Annotated in this window: 19 protein-coding genes and 1 pseudogene; 12 read left to right on the top strand and 8 right to left on the bottom strand. The window is 66.7% G+C overall.

Features of this window, described 5'->3' with window-relative positions; all coding sequences use genetic code 11:
• Positions 1–91 precede the first annotated feature (91 nt).
• Both WS54_RS12990 and parA read right to left on the bottom strand, forming a co-directional pair.
• Complete coding sequence (locus WS54_RS12990; RefSeq protein ID WP_034205811.1) at positions 92–1,153, bottom strand: ParB/RepB/Spo0J family partition protein; 1,062 nt, start codon at positions 1,151–1,153, stop codon at positions 92–94.
• Between the two features lie 23 nt (positions 1,154–1,176).
• Positions 1,177–1,839, bottom strand: a complete 663-nt coding sequence (gene parA / locus WS54_RS12985; RefSeq protein WP_006480195.1) for a ParA family partition ATPase — start codon at positions 1,837–1,839, stop codon at positions 1,177–1,179.
• A gap of 43 nt (positions 1,840–1,882) precedes the next feature.
• On the opposite strand from parA, the gene WS54_RS33855 reads away from it, so the two are divergent.
• Positions 1,883–2,146, top strand: a complete 264-nt coding sequence (locus tag WS54_RS33855) for a hypothetical protein (protein WP_162499607.1) — start codon at positions 1,883–1,885, stop codon at positions 2,144–2,146.
• Positions 2,147–2,823: 677 nt separating this feature from the next.
• A pseudogene (arsC, locus tag WS54_RS12975) lies at positions 2,824–3,179 on the top strand (arsenate reductase (glutaredoxin)).
• A gap of 136 nt (positions 3,180–3,315) precedes the next feature.
• On the opposite strand, the gene WS54_RS12970 reads toward arsC, so the two are convergent.
• Positions 3,316–3,531, bottom strand: a complete 216-nt coding sequence (locus tag WS54_RS12970) for a zf-HC2 domain-containing protein (RefSeq protein WP_034205813.1) — start codon at positions 3,529–3,531, stop codon at positions 3,316–3,318.
• A complete protein-coding gene (locus WS54_RS12965; RefSeq protein ID WP_034205814.1) occupies positions 3,509–4,108 on the bottom strand; it encodes an RNA polymerase factor sigma-70 in 600 nt (199 codons plus the stop codon). Before WS54_RS12965 ends, WS54_RS12970 begins: the two co-directional genes overlap by 23 nt.
• A 378-nt stretch (positions 4,109–4,486) precedes the next feature.
• Between WS54_RS12965 and WS54_RS12960 the strand changes: the two genes are divergently transcribed.
• A complete protein-coding gene (locus WS54_RS12960; protein WP_059786243.1) occupies positions 4,487–5,041 on the top strand; it encodes an NADPH-dependent FMN reductase in 555 nt (184 codons plus the stop codon).
• Positions 5,042–5,099: 58 nt separating this feature from the next.
• On the opposite strand, the gene WS54_RS12955 is transcribed toward WS54_RS12960, so the two are convergent.
• Positions 5,100–7,349, bottom strand: coding sequence for a hybrid sensor histidine kinase/response regulator (locus tag WS54_RS12955; protein WP_059786241.1), 2,250 nt, complete (start codon positions 7,347–7,349; stop codon positions 5,100–5,102).
• Positions 7,350–7,832: 483 nt separating this feature from the next.
• Between WS54_RS12955 and WS54_RS12945 the strand changes: the two genes are divergently transcribed.
• From WS54_RS12945 to WS54_RS12935, 3 genes are read left to right on the top strand one after another with little or no spacing between them, the layout of a single operon-like run.
• Entirely contained in the window at positions 7,833–8,201 is a 369-nt protein-coding gene (locus tag WS54_RS12945) for a response regulator (RefSeq protein ID WP_011548759.1), read from the top strand.
• Entirely contained in the window at positions 8,194–8,820 is a 627-nt protein-coding gene (locus WS54_RS12940) for a chemotaxis protein CheC (RefSeq protein ID WP_034205817.1), read from the top strand. Before WS54_RS12945 ends, WS54_RS12940 begins: the two co-directional genes overlap by 8 nt.
• Positions 8,817–9,755: a GGDEF domain-containing protein gene (locus WS54_RS12935; protein ID WP_059786239.1), complete on the top strand. Its 939-nt coding sequence runs from the start codon at positions 8,817–8,819 to the stop codon at positions 9,753–9,755. Before WS54_RS12940 ends, WS54_RS12935 begins: the two co-directional genes overlap by 4 nt.
• A gap of 19 nt (positions 9,756–9,774) precedes the next feature.
• On the opposite strand, the gene WS54_RS12930 is transcribed toward WS54_RS12935, so the two are convergent.
• Positions 9,775–10,659, bottom strand: coding sequence for an alpha/beta fold hydrolase (locus WS54_RS12930; RefSeq protein WP_034205819.1), 885 nt, complete (start codon positions 10,657–10,659; stop codon positions 9,775–9,777).
• A 191-nt stretch (positions 10,660–10,850) separates the two neighbouring features.
• Between WS54_RS12930 and WS54_RS12925 the strand changes: the two genes are divergently transcribed.
• The 6 genes from WS54_RS12925 to WS54_RS12900 all read left to right on the top strand — a co-directional run bounded on the left by WS54_RS12925 (position 10,851) and on the right by WS54_RS12900 (position 17,732).
• The gene (locus WS54_RS12925) at positions 10,851–11,183 is read left to right on the top strand and encodes a hypothetical protein (RefSeq protein WP_059786237.1); all 333 of its coding nucleotides are present in this window, start codon (positions 10,851–10,853) and stop codon (positions 11,181–11,183) included.
• Positions 11,184–11,440: 257 nt separating this feature from the next.
• Positions 11,441–12,289: a presqualene diphosphate synthase HpnD gene (gene hpnD, locus WS54_RS12920; RefSeq protein ID WP_034205821.1), complete on the top strand. Its 849-nt coding sequence runs from the start codon at positions 11,441–11,443 to the stop codon at positions 12,287–12,289.
• 13 nt (positions 12,290–12,302) lie between these two features.
• Positions 12,303–13,556, top strand: a complete 1,254-nt coding sequence (gene hpnE / locus WS54_RS12915; RefSeq protein ID WP_059786234.1) for a hydroxysqualene dehydroxylase HpnE — start codon at positions 12,303–12,305, stop codon at positions 13,554–13,556.
• Between the two features lie 12 nt (positions 13,557–13,568).
• Positions 13,569–15,542 (top strand): squalene--hopene cyclase, encoded by a 1,974-nt coding sequence (gene shc, locus WS54_RS12910; protein WP_059786231.1) that lies wholly within the window; start codon positions 13,569–13,571, stop codon positions 15,540–15,542.
• Between the two features lie 54 nt (positions 15,543–15,596).
• Positions 15,597–16,253, top strand: a complete 657-nt coding sequence (locus WS54_RS12905; RefSeq protein WP_052100230.1) for a phosphorylase — start codon at positions 15,597–15,599, stop codon at positions 16,251–16,253.
• A 118-nt stretch (positions 16,254–16,371) separates the two neighbouring features.
• Positions 16,372–17,732, top strand: a protein-coding gene (locus tag WS54_RS12900) for an IS3 family transposase (RefSeq protein WP_108041851.1) whose coding sequence is annotated in 2 segments (ribosomal slippage) — positions 16,372–16,846 and positions 16,846–17,732 — 1,362 coding nt in all. Because the reading frame shifts where the segments join, the coding sequence is not laid out codon by codon here.
• An 81-nt stretch (positions 17,733–17,813) separates the two neighbouring features.
• Here WS54_RS12900 and WS54_RS12895 read toward each other — a convergent pair.
• Both WS54_RS12895 and WS54_RS12890 read right to left on the bottom strand, forming a co-directional pair.
• On the bottom strand, positions 17,814–18,806 hold the full coding sequence (locus WS54_RS12895) for an MlaA family lipoprotein (RefSeq protein ID WP_059780213.1): 993 nt from the start codon (positions 18,804–18,806) through the stop codon (positions 17,814–17,816).
• A complete protein-coding gene (locus tag WS54_RS12890; protein ID WP_059780212.1) occupies positions 18,799–21,432 on the bottom strand; it encodes an MMPL family transporter in 2,634 nt (877 codons plus the stop codon). Before WS54_RS12890 ends, WS54_RS12895 begins: the two co-directional genes overlap by 8 nt.
• Positions 21,433–21,683: the final 251 nt, after the last annotated feature.

Genomic DNA, 21,683 nt, shown 5'->3' with positions numbered 1-21,683 from the left:
GGCCCGCTCAGGCCCGCTGACGGGCCGCCGCCGGTCCTAACCCTGCCTGGGTGGGGCCGGCGTCCTCATCGGGCCCTGCCGGCCGCTTCCATCACTCCGACAACAGCATCCGCTCGAGCTGCTCGAGGATCGCGTCACGCTTGTCTTTCGGCAGGCCGCGCAGGCGCAGTTCGATGCGGTCTTCGCCATACGACTTCAGGTCGCCGACCGACTTGCCGCCGAGCTTGATCTCGAGACGCTGCGCATAGCGCTGACGGCCCGCGGCCTTCGGCGTCTCCTGCGCCGCGACGCGGCCCTTGACGATGTCCGACACCTGGCGCGTGCTGAGATCGTCCGACACGATCTTGTTGATCAGCCGCAGCGTCGCCTCGGTGCCGCGCGCATTGTGATAGCGGCCGACCTGATAGGCCATGTTCGACCCGAAGCGATCGGGGCGCGCGACCATTTCCTGCATGATCGCTTCCGGCAACTTGCCAATCGACAGCGCGACGGCCACCGTCGACTCGTCGAGACCCAGATGCTCGGAGAGTTCTTTCTGGCTCTGGAAATGCTTTTCGTCGAGGAAGCGGCGCCACACGACAGCGTTGTCGAACACCGTCTGCGAATCGCGCTGAACGTTGAGATCGTAGCCGAGCTTGTAGCTCTGGATGCCGATCGGCACGTCGATCACGATTGCCTTGACCGACTCCTTGTTCGCCTCCTTCAGCGCCCGCACGCGACGGCCGCCGTCGCTCACGAAATACGTGCCCGGATTGTCGTAATCGGGGATCACGTGGATCGCCTGCTGCTGCCCCTGCTTCGCGAGGTTGACCGCGAGTTCGGCAATCGACGACTTCAGGTAGAAGTGACGCGGGTTGAACGGGCTGTGCTTGATCGCCTTCAGCGGGAGCTCGATCACCTGCCCCGGCGCATAGCGATTCTCGAGGCGCCACGCGCGATATTGTTGCGATTCGTCGATCGACGGATCGATCGTGAATTCCGGAGCAGGCGGCGGGGCGATGTCTTTCTTCGCGGATTTGGTCGGCGCGGCGGCGGGTGTCTCGGACTTGACGATGCCGTCGATCGCATTGAGCCGATCAAGCGCCGTGCGCTTTTCGCTCGTCGTGATATCCGGGCGCGCTTGGAATCCTTTGGCAAATTGGGAAGGTTTCATGTGACTCCTTTATGCGCATAAAGTCAGGGCAGCATGGCGACGATTTCGTCGGCACATGCGCGAATTTCGGCGGCGGCCAGCTTGCCGCCGCGATCGTTCATCTGCAGGACGGTCTGACCGAGCGCCATCGCCTGCTTGTACGCTTCCCGAGTCGGAATCTGCGTCTTCAGCAGCGGGAAGCCGAGTTCCTCGAGTGCACGCTTGAGCTCGCGGGTCAGCATGCGCTTCTCTTCGGTCTTGTTCAGCAGGAAGACCGCGCGGAGGTCTTCGTTCATCACCTGCGCCTGCTGAATCAGCTTGACCAGCCCGACGCTCGACCAGTAATCGGCCGGCGACGACGATGTCGGGATCACGGCAATCGATGCGGCCAGCAGGACGACGCCGGAGACTTTCTCGGTGATCGACGGCGGGCAGTCCACGACGATGATGTCGTAGTCGTTGATGAACTTCTTGATCTCGCGATGGATCTGGCCGTCGGCTTCGGCAAGATTGACGACCGGAAACGGGATGCCGTTGTCGCTGTCGCCGGATGCGCTCGACCAGTGAACCAGCGTGTTTTGGCGGTCTGCGTCGATGACGAGGACGCGCTTCCCCTTTTCATGGAACGCGGCGCCGAGATGCATGGCAATCGTGCTTTTGCCGACGCCGCCTTTTTGTTGAGTGACTGCAATGATTTCCGCGGCCAATTTTCACTCCTGTTTGGGTCGTTGGAATTCTACAGGACGATATTTGAATTTCAATGAAATTGTCGTTCAACAACTACGCGTTGGCCATTCGGGCTATCGGTTTATGCGCATAAACGAGGTGATGGCGATGGGTGGCGCGGTTGAGTGTTGTGCTGGCGACGACGAGGCGGATGCCGAAGGCAGACCGCTCGATGTTGACCCTCGCGACTACTGTGTCGGTGCGCTGCTCGTCGCGAAGATGCCTCGGTGCGCTGCCCTTTCGCTGGACGAGCGGCGTTACCTGCAAGCCGGGAGTTTGTGCGCATAAAGTCGCCGGAGGGCCGAGGCGAGTAACGCCGTCGCGGGAGCACCCGACATTCGCAAGGGAGAGGAGTGACCTGCGAGCCCGAGTGCGATGCGTGCCCACAAGGGGTGTGGTTGAGAGGAATGACACGCATCGAGGCAACGTCCGGTCGGGCCGCAGTGTTTATGCGCATAAACCAGACGCAACGGGTGCGCGCGACGAAGTGCCCGCACACGGAAACCTCGCTCGGGTCAGTCGCGCGACGATGCCGTGGCAGCCCGGCCTATCGATACAGCGATTGCCGGGTGTTGTATCGCTTCGACATGTGTCTCGACCCGACCTAGCGTCACGCCAGTATGTCGCTCGACGATCACGGGCTTTATGCGCATAAACCAACCGCCTTGCTCACCATCATGCATGCCTTCCGAACAGGCAGCGCCCACGAAGCATTGGCTGGGCTAACCGCGATTCCTCGTCCGCGAAGCACGCCGCCTCGACTTTATGCGCATAAACAGAACCACTCTTTGAGGCGTCTTCCCGGACCTGACGCACGTCCCTCTCCCGATCACCGCGCATCGCCAAACCGAACCGTCTCAGCGACCTGTCGAAAGGAAAGCCACCCCGATCTCGGTCGAACCACCCCACCGAGCGCCCGATGCAGACTGGCTACAATACAGGGCTCCACCATCCAGGCTTGAATGATGATCACGATCTACCACAACCCCCGATGCTCGAAGTCCCGCGAGACGCTGACGTTGGTCGAGTCGCTGAATACCGCCGGCGCGCCGCTGAACGTCGTCAGTACTTGAAGACGCCGCCGACGGTCGAGGAACTGGAAACGCTGCATCGGCAGCTCGGCCGTCCGGTTCGCGACATGCTGCGCGACGGCGAGGAGCCGTACCAGACGTTGAATCTGGCCCGCGCAGATTTGACCGACGCCGAAGCCTACGCGGCGATCGTCGCTCATCCGATTTTGCTGCAACGCCCGATCGTCGTGTACCGAGGCAAGGCGGCCATCGGTCGCCCGCCCGAGTCGGTGAAAGCGCTGTTCGAATAATTCTTGCCCGGCGTATTTTTCTTATTGCGTCAACGTGGCCGGGTCCAACCCGGCACACGCAACGGCAGTCCAGGCCGACGCGATCGCCGGGCAATCTGCTCGCCGCCGCCGGAACGCTACGTCGACACCGCGGCGCCTACGCTCCACCGGGCGACCCATCGTCATCGTCCGGGCCTTGCCCCGCCGCCGCTTTCGCGGCCGTCCGCAACAGCGCGATCTGTCCGCGATAGGCGCGGCATCCGCTGCAGGTCGGCAAATGCACGCGCACCTGCAGGCGCTCGTGCAGCGTCAGATGCCGGTCGAGCGCATCCGACAGCAGTCGTGTCACGTCAGTACATTTCCCCGGCAGCATCTTCGGTCGTCATTCCTTTTTCGCTCAGGCAGGTTCGCAGGCGCGTACGCGCCCGGTACAGCAGCACGCTGCAGTGATTCGTCGTCAACGTCAACTCGCTGCAGATGTCCGCGATCTCGACGTCGAGGAATTCGCGCATCATGAACACGCGGCCGATCTGCTCGGGCAGATGGTCGAGGCAGACCTGGAACAGCGTCCAGAACTGCTGTTGCTGCAATAGCGTTTCGGGTTTCGGCCACGGTCGCGGTTTCGCATGCGCGGCCCAGTGTCCGTTCTCCTTGAACAGTTCGCGATCGAGTACCGATTCGCCGTCGAGCTCCGCATCGAGCGCGCTCAGGCTCACCATCCGCTGCCGTGCGCGCAGCACGTCGATCAGCTTGTTGCGCAGGATGCCGAATACCCAGGTCTTGTGCGCCGACAGCCCGGCGAAATCGCCGGCATGCGACCACGCGGCGGCCAGCGCTTCCTGCACGGCGTCTTCGGCCGCGTCGGCATCGCGGAGCTGGAGTCGCGCGAAGCGTAGCAGGTCGCGCCGCAGTTGCGCGAGATAGGTGGGGTCGTCGTATGCGGACGGCATGTCTGGTTGGCAGTGTCTCGAAGCGAATCGCGCGAGTGTCGCGCAGCGGGCGCGTCGCGGTGCGAGCAGCTTACTGGGCGCGGTGCCGGCCTGCAACGCAATGTTCCGTCACGAATTCACGAAACCGGCCGCCGCGCTGCGCTATGCTTGCCGAACCGTGTCGCGCGTTGTCGCGCGCGTCGACATCGCCGCGCGGCGGCAATCTGTAACGTCGGAACATAACGGTCGAGTTATCCACAATTTCTGTGGAAAACCTTGTGGAAAGTCGGCCGGACGGCCCCGTGGGACGGCTCGCGGGCTGGCTTGCCTATAAACAGACCTTTGTCGCCCGTTCGGAAGCAATCGATCCGATTCCTCACTCACCGGAAGGAGAATGCCATGTCCTATCGTATTGCGGTCGTCGTCGGCAGCCTGCGCAGCGCTTCGACGAACCGCGCGCTCGCGCACGCCGTGATCTCGCTCGCCCCCGCCGATTTTTCGTTCGAGTTCGTCGAGATCGGCGAGCTGCCGCTGTACAGCCAGGACTACGACGCGGATTTCCCCGAAGTCGCGAAACGCTTCAAGCAATTGATCGAAGCCGCCGACGCGCTGCTGTTCGTCACGCCCGAGTACAACCGGTCGATTCCGGGCGTGCTGAAGAATGCGCTCGACTGGGGCTCGCGCCCGTGGGGTTCCAACTCGTGGTCGGGCAAGCCGGGCGCGGTGCTCGGCACGTCGCCGGGCGCAGTCGGTACCGCGCTCGCGCAGCAGCACCTGCGCAACGTGCTCGCGTACCTCGACGTGAAGACGCTCGGTCAGCCCGAGATGTTCATCAAGCACGATCCGGCGCGCATCGACGACCAGGGGCAGATCGTCAGCGAGGACACCCGCAAGTTCCTGCAGGCCTTCGTCGATCGCTATGCGGGCTGGGTGCGCCTGCTGAAATCGGCCTGACGTCGGCGGGCCGATCGACGCGCCCGTTCACGCCGTCGCGCCGGCCGCACGCAGTCGGTCACGCGCCGGTGTGTCGTGCGTCGCGCGCTTCGCGGATGCCCAGCAGGATCTCGTCGAGCAGCGCGATGTCGAACGGCTTCGACAGCACGCGGACGTTGACCGTGCGCGTACGGTCGAGTTCCTCCGCGTAACCCGTGACGAGAATCACGGGCAGCTTCCCCGGCCGCTTTTCGATCGCTTCGGCCAGGTCGATGCCGTTCAGGCGTCCCGGCATGTGGATGTCCGAAATCACGAGATCGAACGCGTCGTTCGCCGCGGCGCTTTCGATCAGGCGCAACGCGTCGTCGGCGGTGGGCGCATAGGTCACGCGATGCCCGAGCAGCGACAGCAGCGCTTCCGTGCCGGCCGCGACTTCGCCGTTGTCCTCGACGAGCAGCACGTGCAAGCCCGCGTGTGCGCCGCCCCCCGCGTCGTGCGCGCCGGCCGCCGGCCGCGCGACGACATCCTCGGCGCGCGCGCGCGGCAGGTACAGACGCACCGACGTACCCGCGCCGACCGCGCTGTCGATCGTCGCGAGGCCGCCCGAGCGTTCGCAGAACGCGAATACCTGCGGCAGGCCCAGCCCCGTCCCCATCCCCTGCGGCTTCGTCGTGAACAGCGGTTCGAATGCGCGGGCGAGGACGTCGGGCGCCATGCCCGAACCCGTGTCGTCGAGCGAGATCTGCACGAAATCGCCGGTCAGCGGAAAGCCGTCCTCGCGGCGCAGCGTGACGTTGCGCGCGCCGACCGTGAAGCGTCCGCCGGTCGTCATCGCATCGCGCGCGTTGACCGCGAGATTGATCACCGCGAGCTCGAGCTCCGCGACGTCGACGCGGATCGGCCAGACGCCCGGCTCGATCGAGACGACCAGCGACGACTTCGATCCGAGCGACGTCTTCAGCAGTTCGCGGCACGTGCCGACCCATTGCCCGACGTCGATCGTTTCGTTGTGCAGCGGCTGCTTGCGCGCGACGCCGAGCAACTGGCGCGTGAGCGATTGCCCGTTCTTCAGTGCGCGTTCGATCGCGTCGAGCTCCTTGTCGAGATGCTGCACGCCGCGCCGCCGCGCGATCTGCACGTTGCTCGAGATGATCATCAGCAGATTGTTGAAGTCGTGCGCGACGCTGCCGACGAGATTGCCGAGCGCCTGCATCTTGCGCGACTGCCGGTAGGCCGATTCGATCGAGCGCCGCATCGACGCTTCGGCCTGCCAGCGGTCCCACGCTTGCTCTTCCGCCTTCAGCCGCTTGAGCGATAGCCAGATCACGGACCACAGCGCGACCGACGGCGCGAACATCGAGAGGAACAGCACGCTCAGGTGTTCGTACCATTCATGCCAGATCGCCGACGTGCGGTACGCGCAGCTCACGTAGACGGGATAGCTGCCGACCTGGCGATACGCGACGATCTCGCTGCTCGCGCCGTTGTGGCGCACGCGCACGACACCCGCGCGCGGATCGTTGTGCGTATTGCCGAACGTGACCGAGCGGTCGGTGTGCGCAAGCGACGGCGGCGGCGGATACGACGCGATCACCGCGCCGTCGGAGCGCGCGAGCGCCATCGTCATCGGCGTGTTCGCGCCGCCGAGCAGGTCGCGGTAGAACGCGTTGAAATACGACGACTTCAGCGCGATCGACACCATGCCGGCGAACGAACCGTCGCTATGGCGTCGCGCGACGCCCGTGTTGAACACGGGAATGTTCTCGAGCTTGAGCGGCCCCATCATCAGCCGCGAGATGTGTTCGATGACCTTGCCGTCGCGGATGCCGGCGAAGTCGTCGCGGTTCGCGATTGACGCGTACGGCGCCGGATAGTAGAGGCTGTTGGCGAGCAGCATGCCGCTCGCGCCGAAGATCGACACGGCCGCCACCTGCGGATAGCCGCCGCCGATCGTGTTCAGCGCTTCGTGGATGTCGGATTCCTTGCTGCGCACGGTCGCGTCGTCCATGTCCTGCACGAGGTCGACGATGCGCGCATCGAGCGTTTCGCTCAGGTCGAACACCTTGAGCGCATGCTCCTCGGCGACGCGCACCGTGCGCATCGTCACGTCGCTCGCGGCGGCCTCGCGCGCCTTCAGGTCGTTGTACGCCATCACCACCACGTAGATGCACGGCAGCACGATGGCCGCGACGAGCAGCACGATCAGCGTCACGCGGCGCACCGCGAAATCGTGCTCGGGGGCGCCGGACGCGTAGCTGCCGTCGTCCTGCCAGTCGTCGGCGGGAGGGGGGGCGGAAGCTTGGGGAGCGGCAGGCCGTTCGGACGTCATCGAGGAAAGGGGGTGAAGCAGAGGTGCCTGCCATCATAAACGAGTTGCGGTGGCCCGCCGTGCGGCGCCGTACGCACGCGATCCGTCGAATCCGCCCGCCGGAAACCGTCAGATTCCGTCAGATTGAAAACGCGACGAATCCGGCAGCGCAAACGTACACAAGGAAAAATTTTGCGTGCTTATCTCGAAAATGGTCGCGGCTGTTTTCGGAATGGCGCGCGATCGGACCGATTCTGTTCGAAATGGTGAAAAATGGCGAGTTGCATCGCCTCCGGTTTACTCCGAGAATCGCGCCTTGCTTTCCCCTATGACAGATACATGCGCCCGCCGGCGATTGCCGCGCGGTGCGTCGCGCGCACCTGCGTCGCGGCGCCCGTGCGCGGCCGCAAGGCGGTTGCCCCGCGCCCGAAACGCATGGCACTCAAGAAATGCGCCGCGCGGTCGTTAACGCGAGAGAGACCATTCCGTATACCGCATCGCCCCATGCCTTTGCCGATTGTGATTGCCGACGATTCGCTGCTCGCTCGCAAACTTCTGACAAAGGCGCTGCCGGGAGATTGGGACGTTGACGTCGCGTATGCAGCGAATGGTCGCGAGGCCTTGGCGCTCTATCGTGACGGCAAAGCTTCCGTGATGTTTCTGGACCTGACGATGCCCGACATGAGCGGATATCAGGTCCTGGAAACACTGCGCCACGAAGATCTGAACACGTTCGTGATCGTGGTTTCCGCCGATATCCAGCCGCAGGCGCAAGCACGCGTGCGCGAATTGGGCGCGATCGCATTCGTTGCCAAGCCCGTGACGTCGGAGGCATTGCTGCCCATTCTCAAGGAGTATGGGTTGTATGCCTGAATCGGTGTTCACGGCGGAGCAACGCGACGCGTTGCAGGAAATCGCCAACCTTGCAATGGGCCGCGCCGCCGCGCGGCTTGCGTTGCTGCTCGGGCACTTCATCGAGCTGTCGGTGCCGCGCGTGCGCGTCGTGAAAGCGGCCGACGCGGGCGCCGCGCTGCGCGAGATGACGGGCATCCACGACAACGTGACCGCGGTGCGCCAGGGCTTCCGTTCCGACATCAAGGGCGAGGCGATCGTGCTGTGCCGCACCGCGGGCGTTGCGCGGCTCATGTCGGTCGTCGACCGCACGTTCGGCGACGGCGTGTACGGCGGGATGGCGACGCCGGACGAGCTCGTGTTCGACGTCGCGAACGTGCTGATGGGCGCCTGCGTCGCGTCGATCCTCGACGAACTCGGCCGCAAGCCGGTGTTCTTTCCGCCGGGGCTGCTCGGCGCGAACGTGTCGTTCGACGACGTCTTCCAGCCGAACGAACTGGGGTGGAGCGTCGCGCTGCTGCTCGAGGTGAACTTCGGGCTCGAGGACCACACGTTCCGCGCGCATTTCGTGATGTTGATGGCCGAGGATTCGATCCGGCTGATGGGCGACGCGCTCGACGCGTTGCTGTCCGCGCTATGACGGCCGCCGCCCCGTCGCTGAGCGACCTCGTGATCGAGCGGGTCGGCTTCGGCCTGTTCGTGCTCGACCGTTCGATGACCGTCCTGATGTGGAATCGCTTCATGCAGGACCACAGCGGCATCCCGGCCGCCGACGTGATCGGCCGCAACCTGTTCGACTGCTTTCCGGACCTGCCGCGCGCGTGGCTGTCGCGCAAGCTCGAGAGCGTGTTTCAGCTCGGCAGCTTCGCCTTCAGCTCGTGGGAGCAGCGGCCCTATCTGTTCCGCTTCGAGCACGACCGGCCGATCACGGGCGGCGTCGACTACATGCAGCAGGACTGCACGTTCATGCCGCTCACGCGCGGCCGCGACGTCGAGGCCGTGTGCGTGACGATCTCGGACGTCACGCACGTGAGCGTGATGCAAAGAGAGCGCGAGGAAGCGGTCGCGAAGCTGCGCGAACACGCGAATCGCGACGGGCTGACCGGCATCGCGAACCGGCGCTTCTTCGAGGCGCGGCTCGGCGACGAATTCCTGCGCTGGCAGCGCTACGGCGGCGACCTGTCGGTGCTGCTGTTCGACCTCGACCACTTCAAGACGATCAACGACCGCTTCGGGCATGCGGCCGGCGACGCCGTGCTGCGCGAGACGGCGCGCCGGGTCGCGTCGATCGTGCGCGCACAGGATACGTTCGGCCGTTTCGGCGGCGAGGAATTCGCGCTGCTGCTGCCGTGCACGAATCTCGACGAGGCGATGCGGGTGGCCGACAAGGTCCGCGAGGCGATCGGCAGCATGCCGGTCGATGCCGAGGGCGTCGGCGTGCCGGTCACGGCGAGCGTCGGCGCCGCGTGCGCGAAAGCCGGCGCGTTGACCTGCGACGTGCTCGTCAACGAAGCCGACGCCGCGCTCTATCGTGCGAAACGGCTCGGGCGCGATCGGTCGGTCGCGTACGCCTGACCGAGCGCGCCCGTCCCGCTCAGCTTTTCGCGATGTCGGCGAGCACGCCGGCCAGCACGGCCGGCTGCGACACGAACGGCGAATGACTGCTGTCGAGCTGGTGCACGTGGGTCGGGTTGCCGGGCGCGAACGCGTCGGCTTCGTCGATGAAGCGCTGCTGCAGCGCGGGCAGGATCACGCGATCCTGCAGGCACTTGATGTAGTGGCGGTCGAGCGCGCCCCACCGTGCGGCGCTCGTCGGGATCGCGGTCGCGAACGGCGTGGCCGGCACGTCGCAGCTCATCAGGTTCGCGACCGCGTCGAAGTCGGCCTGCGACACGTCTTCGTACAGCGCGCGCTGCATCGATTCGCGATACGCGGCGTCGCCGCTGTGCGGATCGATGCGCAGCGCACCGGCCGCGCGCGGGCTCGCGAGCATCAGCGGGCCGAGCAGCTCGCCCCGGTTTTCCGGCGCGCGCACGTAGTCGAGGCCCGGCACGCCGGACGCGGGCATGAACGCCGCGAGATAGACGAGCTTCGCGATCTTCTCCGGCGCGCGTTCGGCCGCCGCGGTGATCGCGAGGCCGCCCATGCTGTGCCCGACCAGCACGACCTTGCCGCGGCCGAGCGCGTACGCGTCGTCGACGGCCTGCATCACCTGCGTCGCGTAGTCGTCGAGCGTCGTGTTCGCGACCGGCGACGGCTCGGCGCCGAACGCGTCCTTGTCGAGCGGCCGTGCGAGATACGACGCGGGAAAGCGGGCATGGATGCCGTGCGCGGGCAGGTCGCGCGCGATCGACAGGTAGCCGCGCGCGGCGAGCGCGGCCGCCACGTGGGCGTAGCACCACGCGCCATGCCACGCGCCGTGCACGAGCACGAAAACGGGATGATCGGACTGCGGGGTGGCGGGGGCGTTCGTCTCCATGGTGTCCGTATTTTTTCGAGAAAGGTGTCATCTTAGACGAACCCGCCGGCATCGAGACGCGATCGCGCGCCCACGTTTCCCGACCGGCAACGAACCGTCCCGTTGTGTCGCGCAGGCGACATTTCGTCCGGATCCGATTTGAATTTGTGCCGAAGCGCGCTAATTTGTTGCTTTGCCTGCGATTGCGCCCCATGAACGTCGACTATCTCTTCTACCGGAAGCCGAACAAACCCGGCCCCTATTCGCTCGACGATCTGGGCGACGTCGCGCCGCCGATCGGCCCGGGCGACCAGGTGCGCGCGGGCATCGCGCGGGTGTTCGAACAGATCGACTGGCAGGAATCGCCCGACGTGCCGGGCGCGTGGTTCGGCACGGGCGGCGCGGTTTTCCAGTTCACCGCCGAGCCCGACGGCCGCGTGACGAGCTTCATGGGCTCGCGCCTCGAGCGCCGCTCGATGCTGCAGCTCACCCGCGAAATGGGGCTCATCGCGCTCGATCTGCAGCGCGACATCGTGTACGGCTGACGCGCCGCGCGGCGTTCGTTCGCCAAAGCGGGCCGCACGCGCGCCAGACGGCGCTCGGCACCCCGCCCCACCTGGCGCGTGTCCGCCATCGAACTTCAAAGATTGCTATACTTTCGGCCAATTCCGGCTTCCGGCCGGTAATTTGTGCCTGTCTGCGTCGATCGTTCGCATATCTCGCACGCATTTGACGCCCTGACCATCCCAGCCGGGCATGGCTTCTTCAATCGCCCCGCGTGGGTGTCTCCGTGGAGCTCGTCTTGGCCGTTTCCCATTCCGTCGTGGACGAACAAGAAACCGACGCCGCTGCCGTCACATCGGGCAGCTCCTTCTATCTGGCGATGCGCATCCTGCCGGCCGCGCAGCGCGATGCGATGTTCCAGGTCTACGCGTTTTGCCGCGCGGTCGACGACATCGCCGACAGCGACCTGCCGCGCGCCGAGCGCAACGCGGGCCTCGATCGCTGGCGCGCGGACATCGACGCATGCTTCGCCGGGCGCCCCCCGCGCCACCTGGCCGCGCTCGATCGCGAGATCCGCGCGTTCAACCTGCAGCGCGCCGATTTCCACGCGATGATCGACGGCATGGCGATGGACGCGGAGCAAGACATCTGCGCGCCCGACGAACCGACGCTCGACCTCTTCTGCGATCGCGTGGCGAGCGCGGCCGGCCGGCTGTCGGTGCGCATTTTCGGGATGCCGGAAGCCGAAGGGATCGCGCTGTCGCACCACCTCGGCCGCGCGCTGCAACTGACGAACATCCTGCGCGACATCGACGACGACGCGGCGATCAACCGGTGCTACCTGCCGCGCGAACTGCTCGCGCGCGAAGGCATCGCGATCACCGATCCGGCGACGATCGTGCGCGATCCGGCGCTGCCGCGCGTGTGCGCGACGCTCGTCGAGCGCGCGCTCGAGCACTTCCGTCAGGCCGACGCGGTGATGGACACCTGCCCGCGTGCGCAGGTGAAGGCGCCGCGCATCATGTCGGGCGCGTATCGCTGCATTCTCGACGCCGCGATCGCACGCGGCTTTGCCGCGCCGCGCGCGCCGCTGCGCAAGCCGAAGGCGCGCATGCTGATGATCGCCGCGCGCTACGCGCTGTTCTGAGTCGACCGACGCGATGCCCAGAACCGTCCACGTGATCGGCGCAGGACTCGCGGGTCTGTCGGCCGCGGTCGAACTGCAACGTCGCGGGCGGCGCATCGTGCTGCACGACGCGCACGCACACGCGGGCGGCCGCTGCCGCTCGTGGTTCGACGGGACGCTGAACACGACGCTCGACAGCGGGCTGCACACGGTTTTCGCGGGACAGCCCGCGACGCAGCGCTACCTGCGCGCGATCGGCGCGGCCGATCAGCTCGCGGGGCCCGCGCTGGCTGAATGCCCGGTTGTGGACATCGCGTCGCAGCAGCGCTGGACGCTGCGTTTCGGCAACGGCCGCTGGCCGTCGTGGCTGTTCGATGCCGCGTCGCGCGCGCCGGGCACGACGCCGCTCGACTACCTCGCGCTCGCGCCGCTCGCGTTCGCGCGCACGGGCCGCTCGCTCGCGCAGACGATGCGATGCGACGGCGTGCTGTGGGATCGCTGGCTGCGGCCGTTTTTCGTCGGGGTGCTGAATATCGAGCCGCGCCACGCGAGCGCCGAACTCGCGCGTGCCGCGCTGTGCGGCACGTTTGCGGCGGGCGGGCCCGGCTGCCGTCCGCTCGTCGCGCGTCGCGGGCTCGGCAGCGCGTTCGTCGAACCGGCGCTGCGGATGCTGCAGCACGGCGGTGCGCAGATCCGCCTGAATTCGCGGCTCGACGCGTTCGAATTCGGCGCGCACGGCAATGCGGTGGATGCGGTGTCGGTCGGCGGCGAGCGCATCGATCTCGCGCCGGGCGACGCGGTCGTGCTGGCCGTGCCGCCCGAAGTCGCGCAGCCGCTCGTGCCCGAGCTCGCCGCGCCCGATACGTTCAGCGCGGTCGTGACCGCGTATTTCGCGCTCGAGAAGCCGGCCGGCGATTCGCTGCAGACGACCGTCGTCAACGGTGTCGTCGATGCGGTGCGGACCGGCGACGGTCTGCTCGCGGCGACGATCCGCGATGCGGGCCGCTGGCTCGACCTGCCGCGCGACACACTCGCGCGACGCATCTGGGAAGACGTCGCACGCGTGAGCGGCGCGAACCCGGAAACCATCCCCGCGTGGCAGCTCGTCGTCGAGCCGCGCGCGGGCTTTGCGGCGGTGCCGTCGCAGGAAATGAAACGGCCGGCCGTGCGCACGCGCTGGACCAATCTTGTACTCGCGGGCGACTGGATTGCCACCGGCTTGCCCGCCACGATCGAGGGCGCGATCCGTTCCGGCCAGCTGGCCGCGGACGTGCTCCAGACGCAATAAACAGAGGGACCGATGAACGATCTCACCGAAATGGCTACCTTGTCCGCCGGCGCCGTGCCGGCCGGCGTCGACGCGGCTGTCGCGCGTGCGACCGACGCGCTGCTGGCCGCCCAGCAACCGGACGGGCACTGGGTCTACGAACTCGAAGCCGATTCGACGATTCCCGCCGAATACGTGCTGCTCGTCCACTATCTTGGCGAGACGCCGAACCTCGAGCTCGAACGGAAGATCGGCAAATATCTGCGCCGCATCCAGCAGGCCGACGGCGGCTGGCCGCTGTTCACCGATGGCGCGCCGAACATCAGCGCGAGCGTGAAGGCGTATTTCGCGCTGAAGGTGATCGGCGACGACGAGAACGCCGAGCACATGCAGCGCGCGCGCAAGGCCATCCATGCGATGGGCGGCGCCGAGATGTCGAACGTGTTCACGCGCATCCAGCTCGCGCTGTACGGTGCGATTCCGTGGCGCGCGGTGCCGATGATGCCGGTCGAGATCATGCTGCTGCCGCAGTGGTTCCCGTTCCACCTGTCGAAAGTGTCGTACTGGGCGCGCACCGTGATCGTGCCGCTGCTGGTGCTGAACGCGAAGCGTCCGCTCGCGAAGAACCCGCGCGGCGTGCGCATCGACGAGCTGTTCATCGATCCGCCCGTCAACGCCGGGCTGCTGCCGCGCCAGGGGCACCAGAGCGCCGGCTGGTTCGCGTTCTTCCGCGTGGTCGACCATGCGCTGCGCGCGGTCGACGGCCTGTTCCCGAGCTATACGCGCGAACGCGCGATCCGTCAGGCCGTGTCGTTCGTCGACGAGCGCCTGAACGGCGAGGATGGCCTCGGCGCGATCTATCCGGCGATGGCCAACGCGGTGATGATGTACGACGTGCTCGGCTATGCGGAAGACCATCCGAACCGCGCGCTCGCGCGCAAGTCGGTCGAGAAGCTGCTCGTCGTGCACGACGACGAAGCGTATTGCCAGCCGTGCCTGTCGCCGGTATGGGACACGTCGCTCGCCGCGCATGCGCTGCTCGAAACCGGCGATGCGCGTGCGCAGGAAGCCGTGCTGCGCGGCCTCGAATGGCTGCGTCCGCTGCAGATCCTCGACGTGCGCGGCGACTGGATCTCGCGTCGCCCGCACGTTCGGCCCGGCGGCTGGGCGTTCCAGTACGCGAACGCGTATTACCCGGACGTCGACGATACGGCCGTGGTGGTCATGGCGATGGATCGCGCGCAGAAGCTCACGCAGTCGGACACGTATCGTGAATCGATGGCGCGTGCGCGCGAATGGGTCGTCGGCATGCAGAGCAGCGACGGCGGCTGGGGCGCGTTCGAACCGGAAAACACGCAGTACTACCTGAACAACATCCCGTTCTCCGATCACGGCGCGCTGCTCGATCCGCCGACGGCCGACGTATCGGGCCGCTGCCTGTCGATGCTGTCGCAGCTCGGCGAGACGCCGCTGAACAGCGAGCCGGCTCGCCGCGCGCTCGATTACATGCTGAAGGAACAGGAGCCGGACGGCAGCTGGTACGGCCGCTGGGGGATGAACTACGTGTACGGCACGTGGACCGCGCTGTGCTCGCTGAACGCGGCCGGCCTGACGCCGGACGATCCGCGCATGAAGCGCGCGGCGCAGTGGCTGCTGTCGATCCAGAACAAGGACGGCGGCTGGGGCGAGGACGGCGACAGCTACAAGCTGAACTATCGCGGCTTCGAGCAGGCGCCGAGCACGGCGTCGCAGACGGCGTGGGCGCTGCTCGGCCTGATGGCGGCCGGCGAAGTGAACAACCCGGCCGTGGCGCGCGGGATCGACTACCTGGTCGCGCGGCAGAACGAAGAAGGCCTGTGGGACGAGACGCGCTTCACCGCGACCGGCTTCCCGCGCGTGTTCTACCTGCGCTACCACGGCTATCGCAAGTTCTTCCCGCTGTGGGCGCTCGCGCGCTACCGCAACCTGAAGCGCGCGAACGCGACGCGCGTCACGGTCGGGATGTAACGCGTGGGCGTGTCACGGCACAACGGCGCATTGCCCGTCATCGCGGTGACGGGGATGGCGTTCGAGGCGCGCATCGCGCGCGGCGACGGCGTCGAGGCCGTGTTCGCCGCGCGGGCCGACCGGCTCGAGCGCGCATTGACCGACGCGACCGCGCGCGGTTGCGCGGGCATCGTCAGCTTCGGCACGGCGGGCGGCCTCGCGCCGGATCTGGCGCCGGGCGCGCTCGTGATCGCGAGCGCGATCGACGGGCCGTTCGGCCGCGTGGAGACCGATGCGGGCTGGAGCACGCGACTCGTCGCCGCGCTGCACGACACGCCGTTGTGGGCGCGTGTCGCGCGCGGCACGGTCGCGGCCGTCGGTGCGCCGGTCGTCGGCGAACAGGACAAGGCGTCGCTGCATCGCGCGAAAGGCGCGCTGGCCGTCGACATGGAGTCGCACATCGCCGCCGCGTTCGCGGCCGCGCGCGGCGTGCCGTTCGCGGTGTGTCGCGCGATCGTCGATCCGGCGTGGCGCACGCTGCCGCGTGCGGCAACGGCCGGCCTGCGCGACGACGGCAGCACGGCGATCCTGCCGATCCTGCGCGAACTGCTGAAGCAGCCGTCGCAGCTCGGCCCGCTGCTGCAGGTCGCCAGTGACGCGCGCGCGGCGCGCACGACCCTGATCCAGGCGCGGCACGCGTTCGAGCGGGCGGGCGCGATGCGGATCGTCTGAGCGGCGCCCCCCTCCTTCCCGCTTTCCGGTTCGCGTTTCGCGCGGACGAAAAAAGAGCGCTGCCATGTGAACTGCACCCCAAAAGTTGGATGCGAATCCAACCTGTGGGGTGTTTTTCATGGCGAAGTACGACGAGAAATTTAAGCGAGAAGTGGTGAGGCGTTACGCACCTGGCCGATACGGCTACAAGAGCATCGCTCGGGAGTTTGGCTTGCATCCCGGGACGGTACAGCGCTGGGTATCAAGCTATGAGCAGCATGGGGCTGCCGGGCTGCGCAAGAAATACAGCCGATACAGTGCGGCATTCAAGCTCAGGGTGCTGCGCAGGATGTGGCGCGATCAGTTGTCTTATCGTCAGGTCGCGGCACTGTTTAACCTTCGAGGCAGGGATGCCGTAAGCGGATGGGAACGCCAGTATCATGAAGGTGGTCTGGGCGCATTGGCGCCCAAGCCCAAAGGACGCCCGAGAAAAATGCCGACGCCGATACCGCCCGCCAAGCCGACAGATGTTGAGACCAAGGACACGCTTACGCGTGAAGCACTACTCGCGGAACTCAAATATCTGCGCGCGGAGGTGGCGTACCTAAAAAAATGGAATGCCTTGGTTCAGGCCAAAGAGGCCGCTGCGCAGAAAAAGCGCAGTTAGTGCTTGAACTGAGGCAAGACCACGATTTATCGGACCTGCTGAGGGCTGCCGGACTAGCTCGCAGCACGTTCTACTATCAAGCCAAAGTGCAGATGGCCGGCGATAAGTACGCCAACCTGAAAGTGCGCATCCGGCAAATCTACGAACGCCACAAGGGCCGCTATGGCTACCGGCGTGTGACGGCCGAACTGCGCCGGGCGGGACAAGCGATCAATCACAAGACCGTGCAGCGCTTGATGCAAGTACTTGGGTTGAAATCCCTAGTGCGGCCCAAGAAGTATCGCTCCTACCGCGGGGAACGGGCTCAGGTGCCGAATCGGCTGGAAAGGCAATTCCGCGCCGAACGGCCGAATCAGAAGTGGGTTACCGACGTGACGGAGTTCAATGTACAGGGCGACAAACTTTATCTCTCCCCGGTTATGGATCTCTACAACGGGGAGATCATCGCTTATGAGACGCAGAGACGCCCGCATTTCAGACTCGTGGGGAACATGCTCAAGAAGGCCCTGGTCAAGCTGACTCCACTGGATGCACCGCTTCTCCATTCCGATCAGGGCTGGCAGTACCAGATGCCGGCGTATCGACGGCAGCTCGCAGCTCGCGGCTTAACCCAAAGCATGTCTCGCAAAGGCAACTGCCTGGACAACGCCGCGATGGAAAGCTTCTTTGGGACGCTGAAGGCGGAGTTCTTCTATCTGAACAAGTTCGCCAGCATCGAGCAGCTTCGAGACGGCTTGCGCCAATACATCCACTACTACAATCACCAACGCATCAAGACCAAACTAAAAGGGCTGAGTCCCGTGCAGTACAGGACCCAGCCCTCATCGGCTTAACCGCCCGTTCCGACCATCCAACTTCTTGGGGTCAGTTCACCATGCAGCGCTCTTTGCTTTTGCGCGACCGCGGTTGCGGCGTTACCGCGCGGCCGGGCTGCTCGCGGGCAGCGTCGGCATCGCCGGCGCGATCGGCGCGCCGTTGGCGGCCGGCGCCGTCGTCGCACCGGCCGAAGCGGCCGCCGGTGCGCTTGCGGGCATCGCGTTGTCGGCACCCGGATCGTCGTACTGCGGCAATCCCGGCGCGGCCGGTGCGTTGTTCGGCGTGGCGCCCGATGCGCCGCCCGCGTCGCCCGGATCCTCGTAGTTCGGGAGCCCCGGCACGCCCGGCGCGGCCGCCGGCACGGCACCCGATTCGCCCGGTTCGTTGTAGCTCGGCGGCGCGGCCGACGCCGACTGGCTCCGGTACGTCAACGACTTGCGCTGCTGCAGGTACGCGTCGCGCACGAACGAATACGGGTCGAGCGCGGCCTGCTTCAGCAGGTCGGTCGCGCCGAGCAGGTCCGAGCGCGCGCTGATGAACTGCGCGATGTACATCGGATTGCGCGCGGCCGGCTCGATGTAGTTCAGCAGGTTGAAGCGCACGTCCACCGCGCGGCCGACGCCGTCGCGGATCGTGCTCGGCCCGAACACGGGCAGCACGAGGTACGGGCCGGACGGCATGCCCCAGCGCGCCATCGTCAGCCCGAAATCCTGATGATGCTTCGGCAGCCCGGCCGGCGTCGCGATGTCGATCAGGCCGGCGACTCCGAACACCGAGTTCATCGCCACGCGCATCAGATCCTGCGTCGCATCGGTGATGCGCAACTGCAGCAGGTTGTTCGCCATGTTGCCGAGATCGCCGAGGTTCGAGAAGAAGTTGCTGATCGCGGTGCGCACCGGCGTCGGCGTGATCTTCTGGTAACCCTTCGCGATCGGCACCGCGATGTTCGAATCGACCGTGTCGTTGAACTTGTACATCGCCCGGTTCATCGGCTCGAGCGGGTCGTTGGGATTGCGGTTCGGTCCCGTCGCGCAGCCGGTCAGCATCGCGCTGGCGGCGACGGTCGCCGCAATGATTCGCACCTTATTCATTGATTCCTTGCGATTGGTTCTTGGCGCGTTTGACGCGCGGTTTGCCCATCAGGACGGGCTGGAACACCACGGCGCCGATCAGCGTACAGGTCAGGGCCAGCGCGAGCAGCTTGCCCATGCTCGACGTGCCCGGATGGTGCGACAGCCACAGACTGCCGAATGCGGTCGCCGTCGTCGCGGCGCTGAACAGCACGGCGTGCGTGAGGCTCGAATGCAGCAGCCCCGTCTGCCCCGCGCGCCACGCCATCACGAAATACACCTTGAACGCGACGCCGACGCCGAGCATCAGCGGCAGCGCGATGATGTTCGCGAAGTTCAGCGACATGCCGAGCACGACGCACATCTCGAGCGTCACGATGCCCGACACGAGCAGCGGCACCAGCGTGCGCAGCACGTCGCCGAAGCGGCGCAGCGTGACCCACAGCAGGATCGTGATCGAGATGATCGACCACAGCGCCGCGTGCAGGAACGCGTTGATGATCGTGTCGGCCGAATGCAGGATCGAGATCGGCCCGCCGGTCGCGCCCGGCTCCGCGGCCTTCACGGCCTTCGCGAAACGGCGCAGCATCGTGTCGTCGTTCGGGTCGACGCCCTTCGGCACCTTCGGCGAGATCTGCACGAGCGCGTGGCCGTCCGGCGCGACCCAGTCGCGCACGAGCGCCGGCGGCAGCGATTCGCGCGTGATGTCCTGCGGCTGCAGCAGCGACGCGAGCTGGTCGAGCGCGATGCGCAGCGTATCGGAGAACGCACGTTCGGCGCGATCGCGCGTCGCGCTGTCGGCGGCGGCGAGCTTCGCGAGCGACGCGGACAGGTGCTGCGCGGCCGCGGCGCCCGGGCCCGGGTGATCTTCGGCCGCATAGCTCAGCAGGTCGGACACGCGTTTGAGCGCGGCCACGCGCTGCGCGTCGGTCGCGGGCGGCGCGGCCGGCTGCGTCAGCGCGGGCAGCAGCTCGCTCGCGGCTCCGGCGATCGCCGCGCGCTTGGCCGGCTGGTCGGCGGGGATGAAGGTCGACAGCGTGGTCGTGCGGCCGACTTCGGGCAACGCGTCGAGGCGCTTCGCGGCCGCATCGGCTTGCGCGAGCGACGGCGCGAGCAGCGTGACGTCGTTGACGGCGGCTTGCGGCGAATCCTTCAGCGCGAGCAGCGTCGCCATCGATTCGCTGTTCGGATCCTTCAGGTGCAGCGGGTTGAAGTCGAAATGCAGGAACGCGAGCAGCGGCAGCGCGCCGATCACGACCGCGAGCGTGCCGATCAGGATCGGCTTGCGATGGCGATCGAGGTAATCGTCGACCGGCGCGAGCCACGGAAAGCCCGGCGTCTTCGATTCGCCCGGCGGCGCGAACAGACGCAGCAACGCGGGCAGCAGCGTGAGCGTGGTCAGCAGCGCGACGAACATCCCGACGCCCGCGATCATGCCGAGCTCGGATACGCCGCGATAGGCGGTGGGGATGAACGAGAAGAAGCTCGCCGCGACGGCCGCGGTGGCCAGCGCGAGCGGCATGCCCATCGAGTGCGCGGCGCCGATCAGTGCGTGATCGATGCGCGCGTCGCGGAAGCGTTCCTCGCGGTACTTCACGCCGTACTGGATCGAGAAGTCGACGCCGAGGCCGACGAACAGCACCATGAACGCGACCGAGATCATGTTCAGCGAGCCGACCATCGCGAGGCCGAGCGCGGCCGTCACGACGAGGCCGACGAACAGCGTGACGAGCACCGAACCGATCATCCGCTTCGAGCGCAGCGCCAGCCACAGGATGACGAGCACGGCGAGCAGTGTGAGCGCGCCGTTGAGCGCGGCGCCGTCTTCGACCGACGCGAATTCGTCGTCGGCGAGCGGTTGTTCGCCGGTCAGGCGCACGACCGCGCCGTAGCGTTTTTCGAGGTCGAGCGAGCGGGCGGCGTCGCGGATCACCTGGCTCGTTGCCGCGCCGGCCTTCAGCGCGCCGTAGTTGACCACCGGCTGCACGGTGACGAACGCGCGCGCGGGCTGCCGCGCGGCATCGTTGTCGACCAGCGCGCGCCACGAGAACGCGGCCGGCTTGCCGGCCAGCACGTCGTCGACCGTCGCCGCGCTGCGCGCGAGCAGCTTCGCCATCGCGGGCAGCTTCACCTGGCCGGTCAGGAGCGGCTGGCCGAGCGTGGTGGACAGCGTGGTGGCGAGCCCGGTGAGGCTCGGGTTCTTCGCGAGTTCATTGACGAGCGGACGCGCGCTCGCGAGTTGCTCGGTCGTATCGGAAACATCCTGCGGCGACAGGAACAGCAGCCCGTTGTGCTCGAAGAACGGCCCGCCGCCCGGTTCGGCGACCGGGCCGATGCGGCCGGCGTCGGCATCCTTGCGCAGCGCTTCGGTCAGCGCATGCGCGGCGGCCGTCGCGAATTCGGGCGCGGGCGCCTCGACGACCGCGAGGATCGTGCCGTTGCGTTGCGGGAACGCCTTATCGACGGCCTTGCCGAGCGCGGCCCATTGCGGTTCCGCATCGACGAGCTTGCTGATGTCGGTGTTGATCTTGAAATGCTGCGCGACGTAGACGCCGCTGAAGGCGGCGATGACGAGCGACAGGACGACGACCCAGACGGGGCGGCGCACCGACCACGCAACGAGTCGGACGATGAGAGATGTCACCATGTGGCGGTGGGGAGCGGCTGGCAAGGGCAAAGTAGCCAAGTATACCGGCGCGACGACGCGACGGTCGTGACGTTGGGAGATTCGGGGCGGGAAGGATATTTGCTCCCGGCGCGGCAAACGGATCGCGCGGCCGGTTCATTTGTATGAGGATATTGACATAATCGGCGCGGCAGGGCGTCGACGCCCCGTTCGCGGGCCTGTGACAAACGGCGCTGAAAGGTAACAGTCGGTCACCGGGCGGCAACGCGGCG

Source organism: Burkholderia sp. NRF60-BP8, from assembly GCF_001522585.2.
Classification (GTDB): Bacteria; Pseudomonadota; Gammaproteobacteria; order Burkholderiales; family Burkholderiaceae; genus Burkholderia.
This window is presented reverse-complemented; position numbering and strand designations above follow the sequence as displayed.

What these genes read in the sequence shown, in the direction of transcription:
- WS54_RS12990 (WP_034205811.1), bottom strand. Translation starts at nt 1,153, where the DNA reads ATGAAACCTTCCCAATTTGCCAAAGGATTCCAAGCGCGCCCGGATATC.
- WS54_RS12970 (WP_034205813.1), bottom strand. Translation starts at nt 3,531, where the DNA reads ATGCTGCCGGGGAAATGTACTGACGTGACACGACTGCTGTCGGATGCG.
- WS54_RS12965 (WP_034205814.1), bottom strand. Translation starts at nt 4,108, where the DNA reads ATGCCGTCCGCATACGACGACCCCACCTATCTCGCGCAACTGCGGCGC.
- WS54_RS12960 (WP_059786243.1), top strand. Translation starts at nt 4,487, where the DNA reads ATGTCCTATCGTATTGCGGTCGTCGTCGGCAGCCTGCGCAGCGCTTCG.
- WS54_RS12955 (WP_059786241.1), bottom strand. Translation starts at nt 7,349, where the DNA reads ATGACGTCCGAACGGCCTGCCGCTCCCCAAGCTTCCGCCCCCCCTCCC.
- WS54_RS12945 (WP_011548759.1), top strand. Translation starts at nt 7,833, where the DNA reads ATGCCTTTGCCGATTGTGATTGCCGACGATTCGCTGCTCGCTCGCAAA.
- WS54_RS12940 (WP_034205817.1), top strand. Translation starts at nt 8,194, where the DNA reads ATGCCTGAATCGGTGTTCACGGCGGAGCAACGCGACGCGTTGCAGGAA.
- WS54_RS12935 (WP_059786239.1), top strand. Translation starts at nt 8,817, where the DNA reads ATGACGGCCGCCGCCCCGTCGCTGAGCGACCTCGTGATCGAGCGGGTC.
- WS54_RS12930 (WP_034205819.1), bottom strand. Translation starts at nt 10,659, where the DNA reads ATGGAGACGAACGCCCCCGCCACCCCGCAGTCCGATCATCCCGTTTTC.
- WS54_RS12925 (WP_059786237.1), top strand. Translation starts at nt 10,851, where the DNA reads ATGAACGTCGACTATCTCTTCTACCGGAAGCCGAACAAACCCGGCCCC.
- hpnE (WP_059786234.1), top strand. Translation starts at nt 12,303, where the DNA reads ATGCCCAGAACCGTCCACGTGATCGGCGCAGGACTCGCGGGTCTGTCG.
- shc (WP_059786231.1), top strand. Translation starts at nt 13,569, where the DNA reads ATGAACGATCTCACCGAAATGGCTACCTTGTCCGCCGGCGCCGTGCCG.
- WS54_RS12905 (WP_052100230.1), top strand. Translation starts at nt 15,597, where the DNA reads ATGGCGTTCGAGGCGCGCATCGCGCGCGGCGACGGCGTCGAGGCCGTG.
- WS54_RS12895 (WP_059780213.1), bottom strand. Translation starts at nt 18,806, where the DNA reads ATGAATAAGGTGCGAATCATTGCGGCGACCGTCGCCGCCAGCGCGATG.
- WS54_RS12890 (WP_059780212.1), bottom strand. Translation starts at nt 21,432, where the DNA reads ATGGTGACATCTCTCATCGTCCGACTCGTTGCGTGGTCGGTGCGCCGC.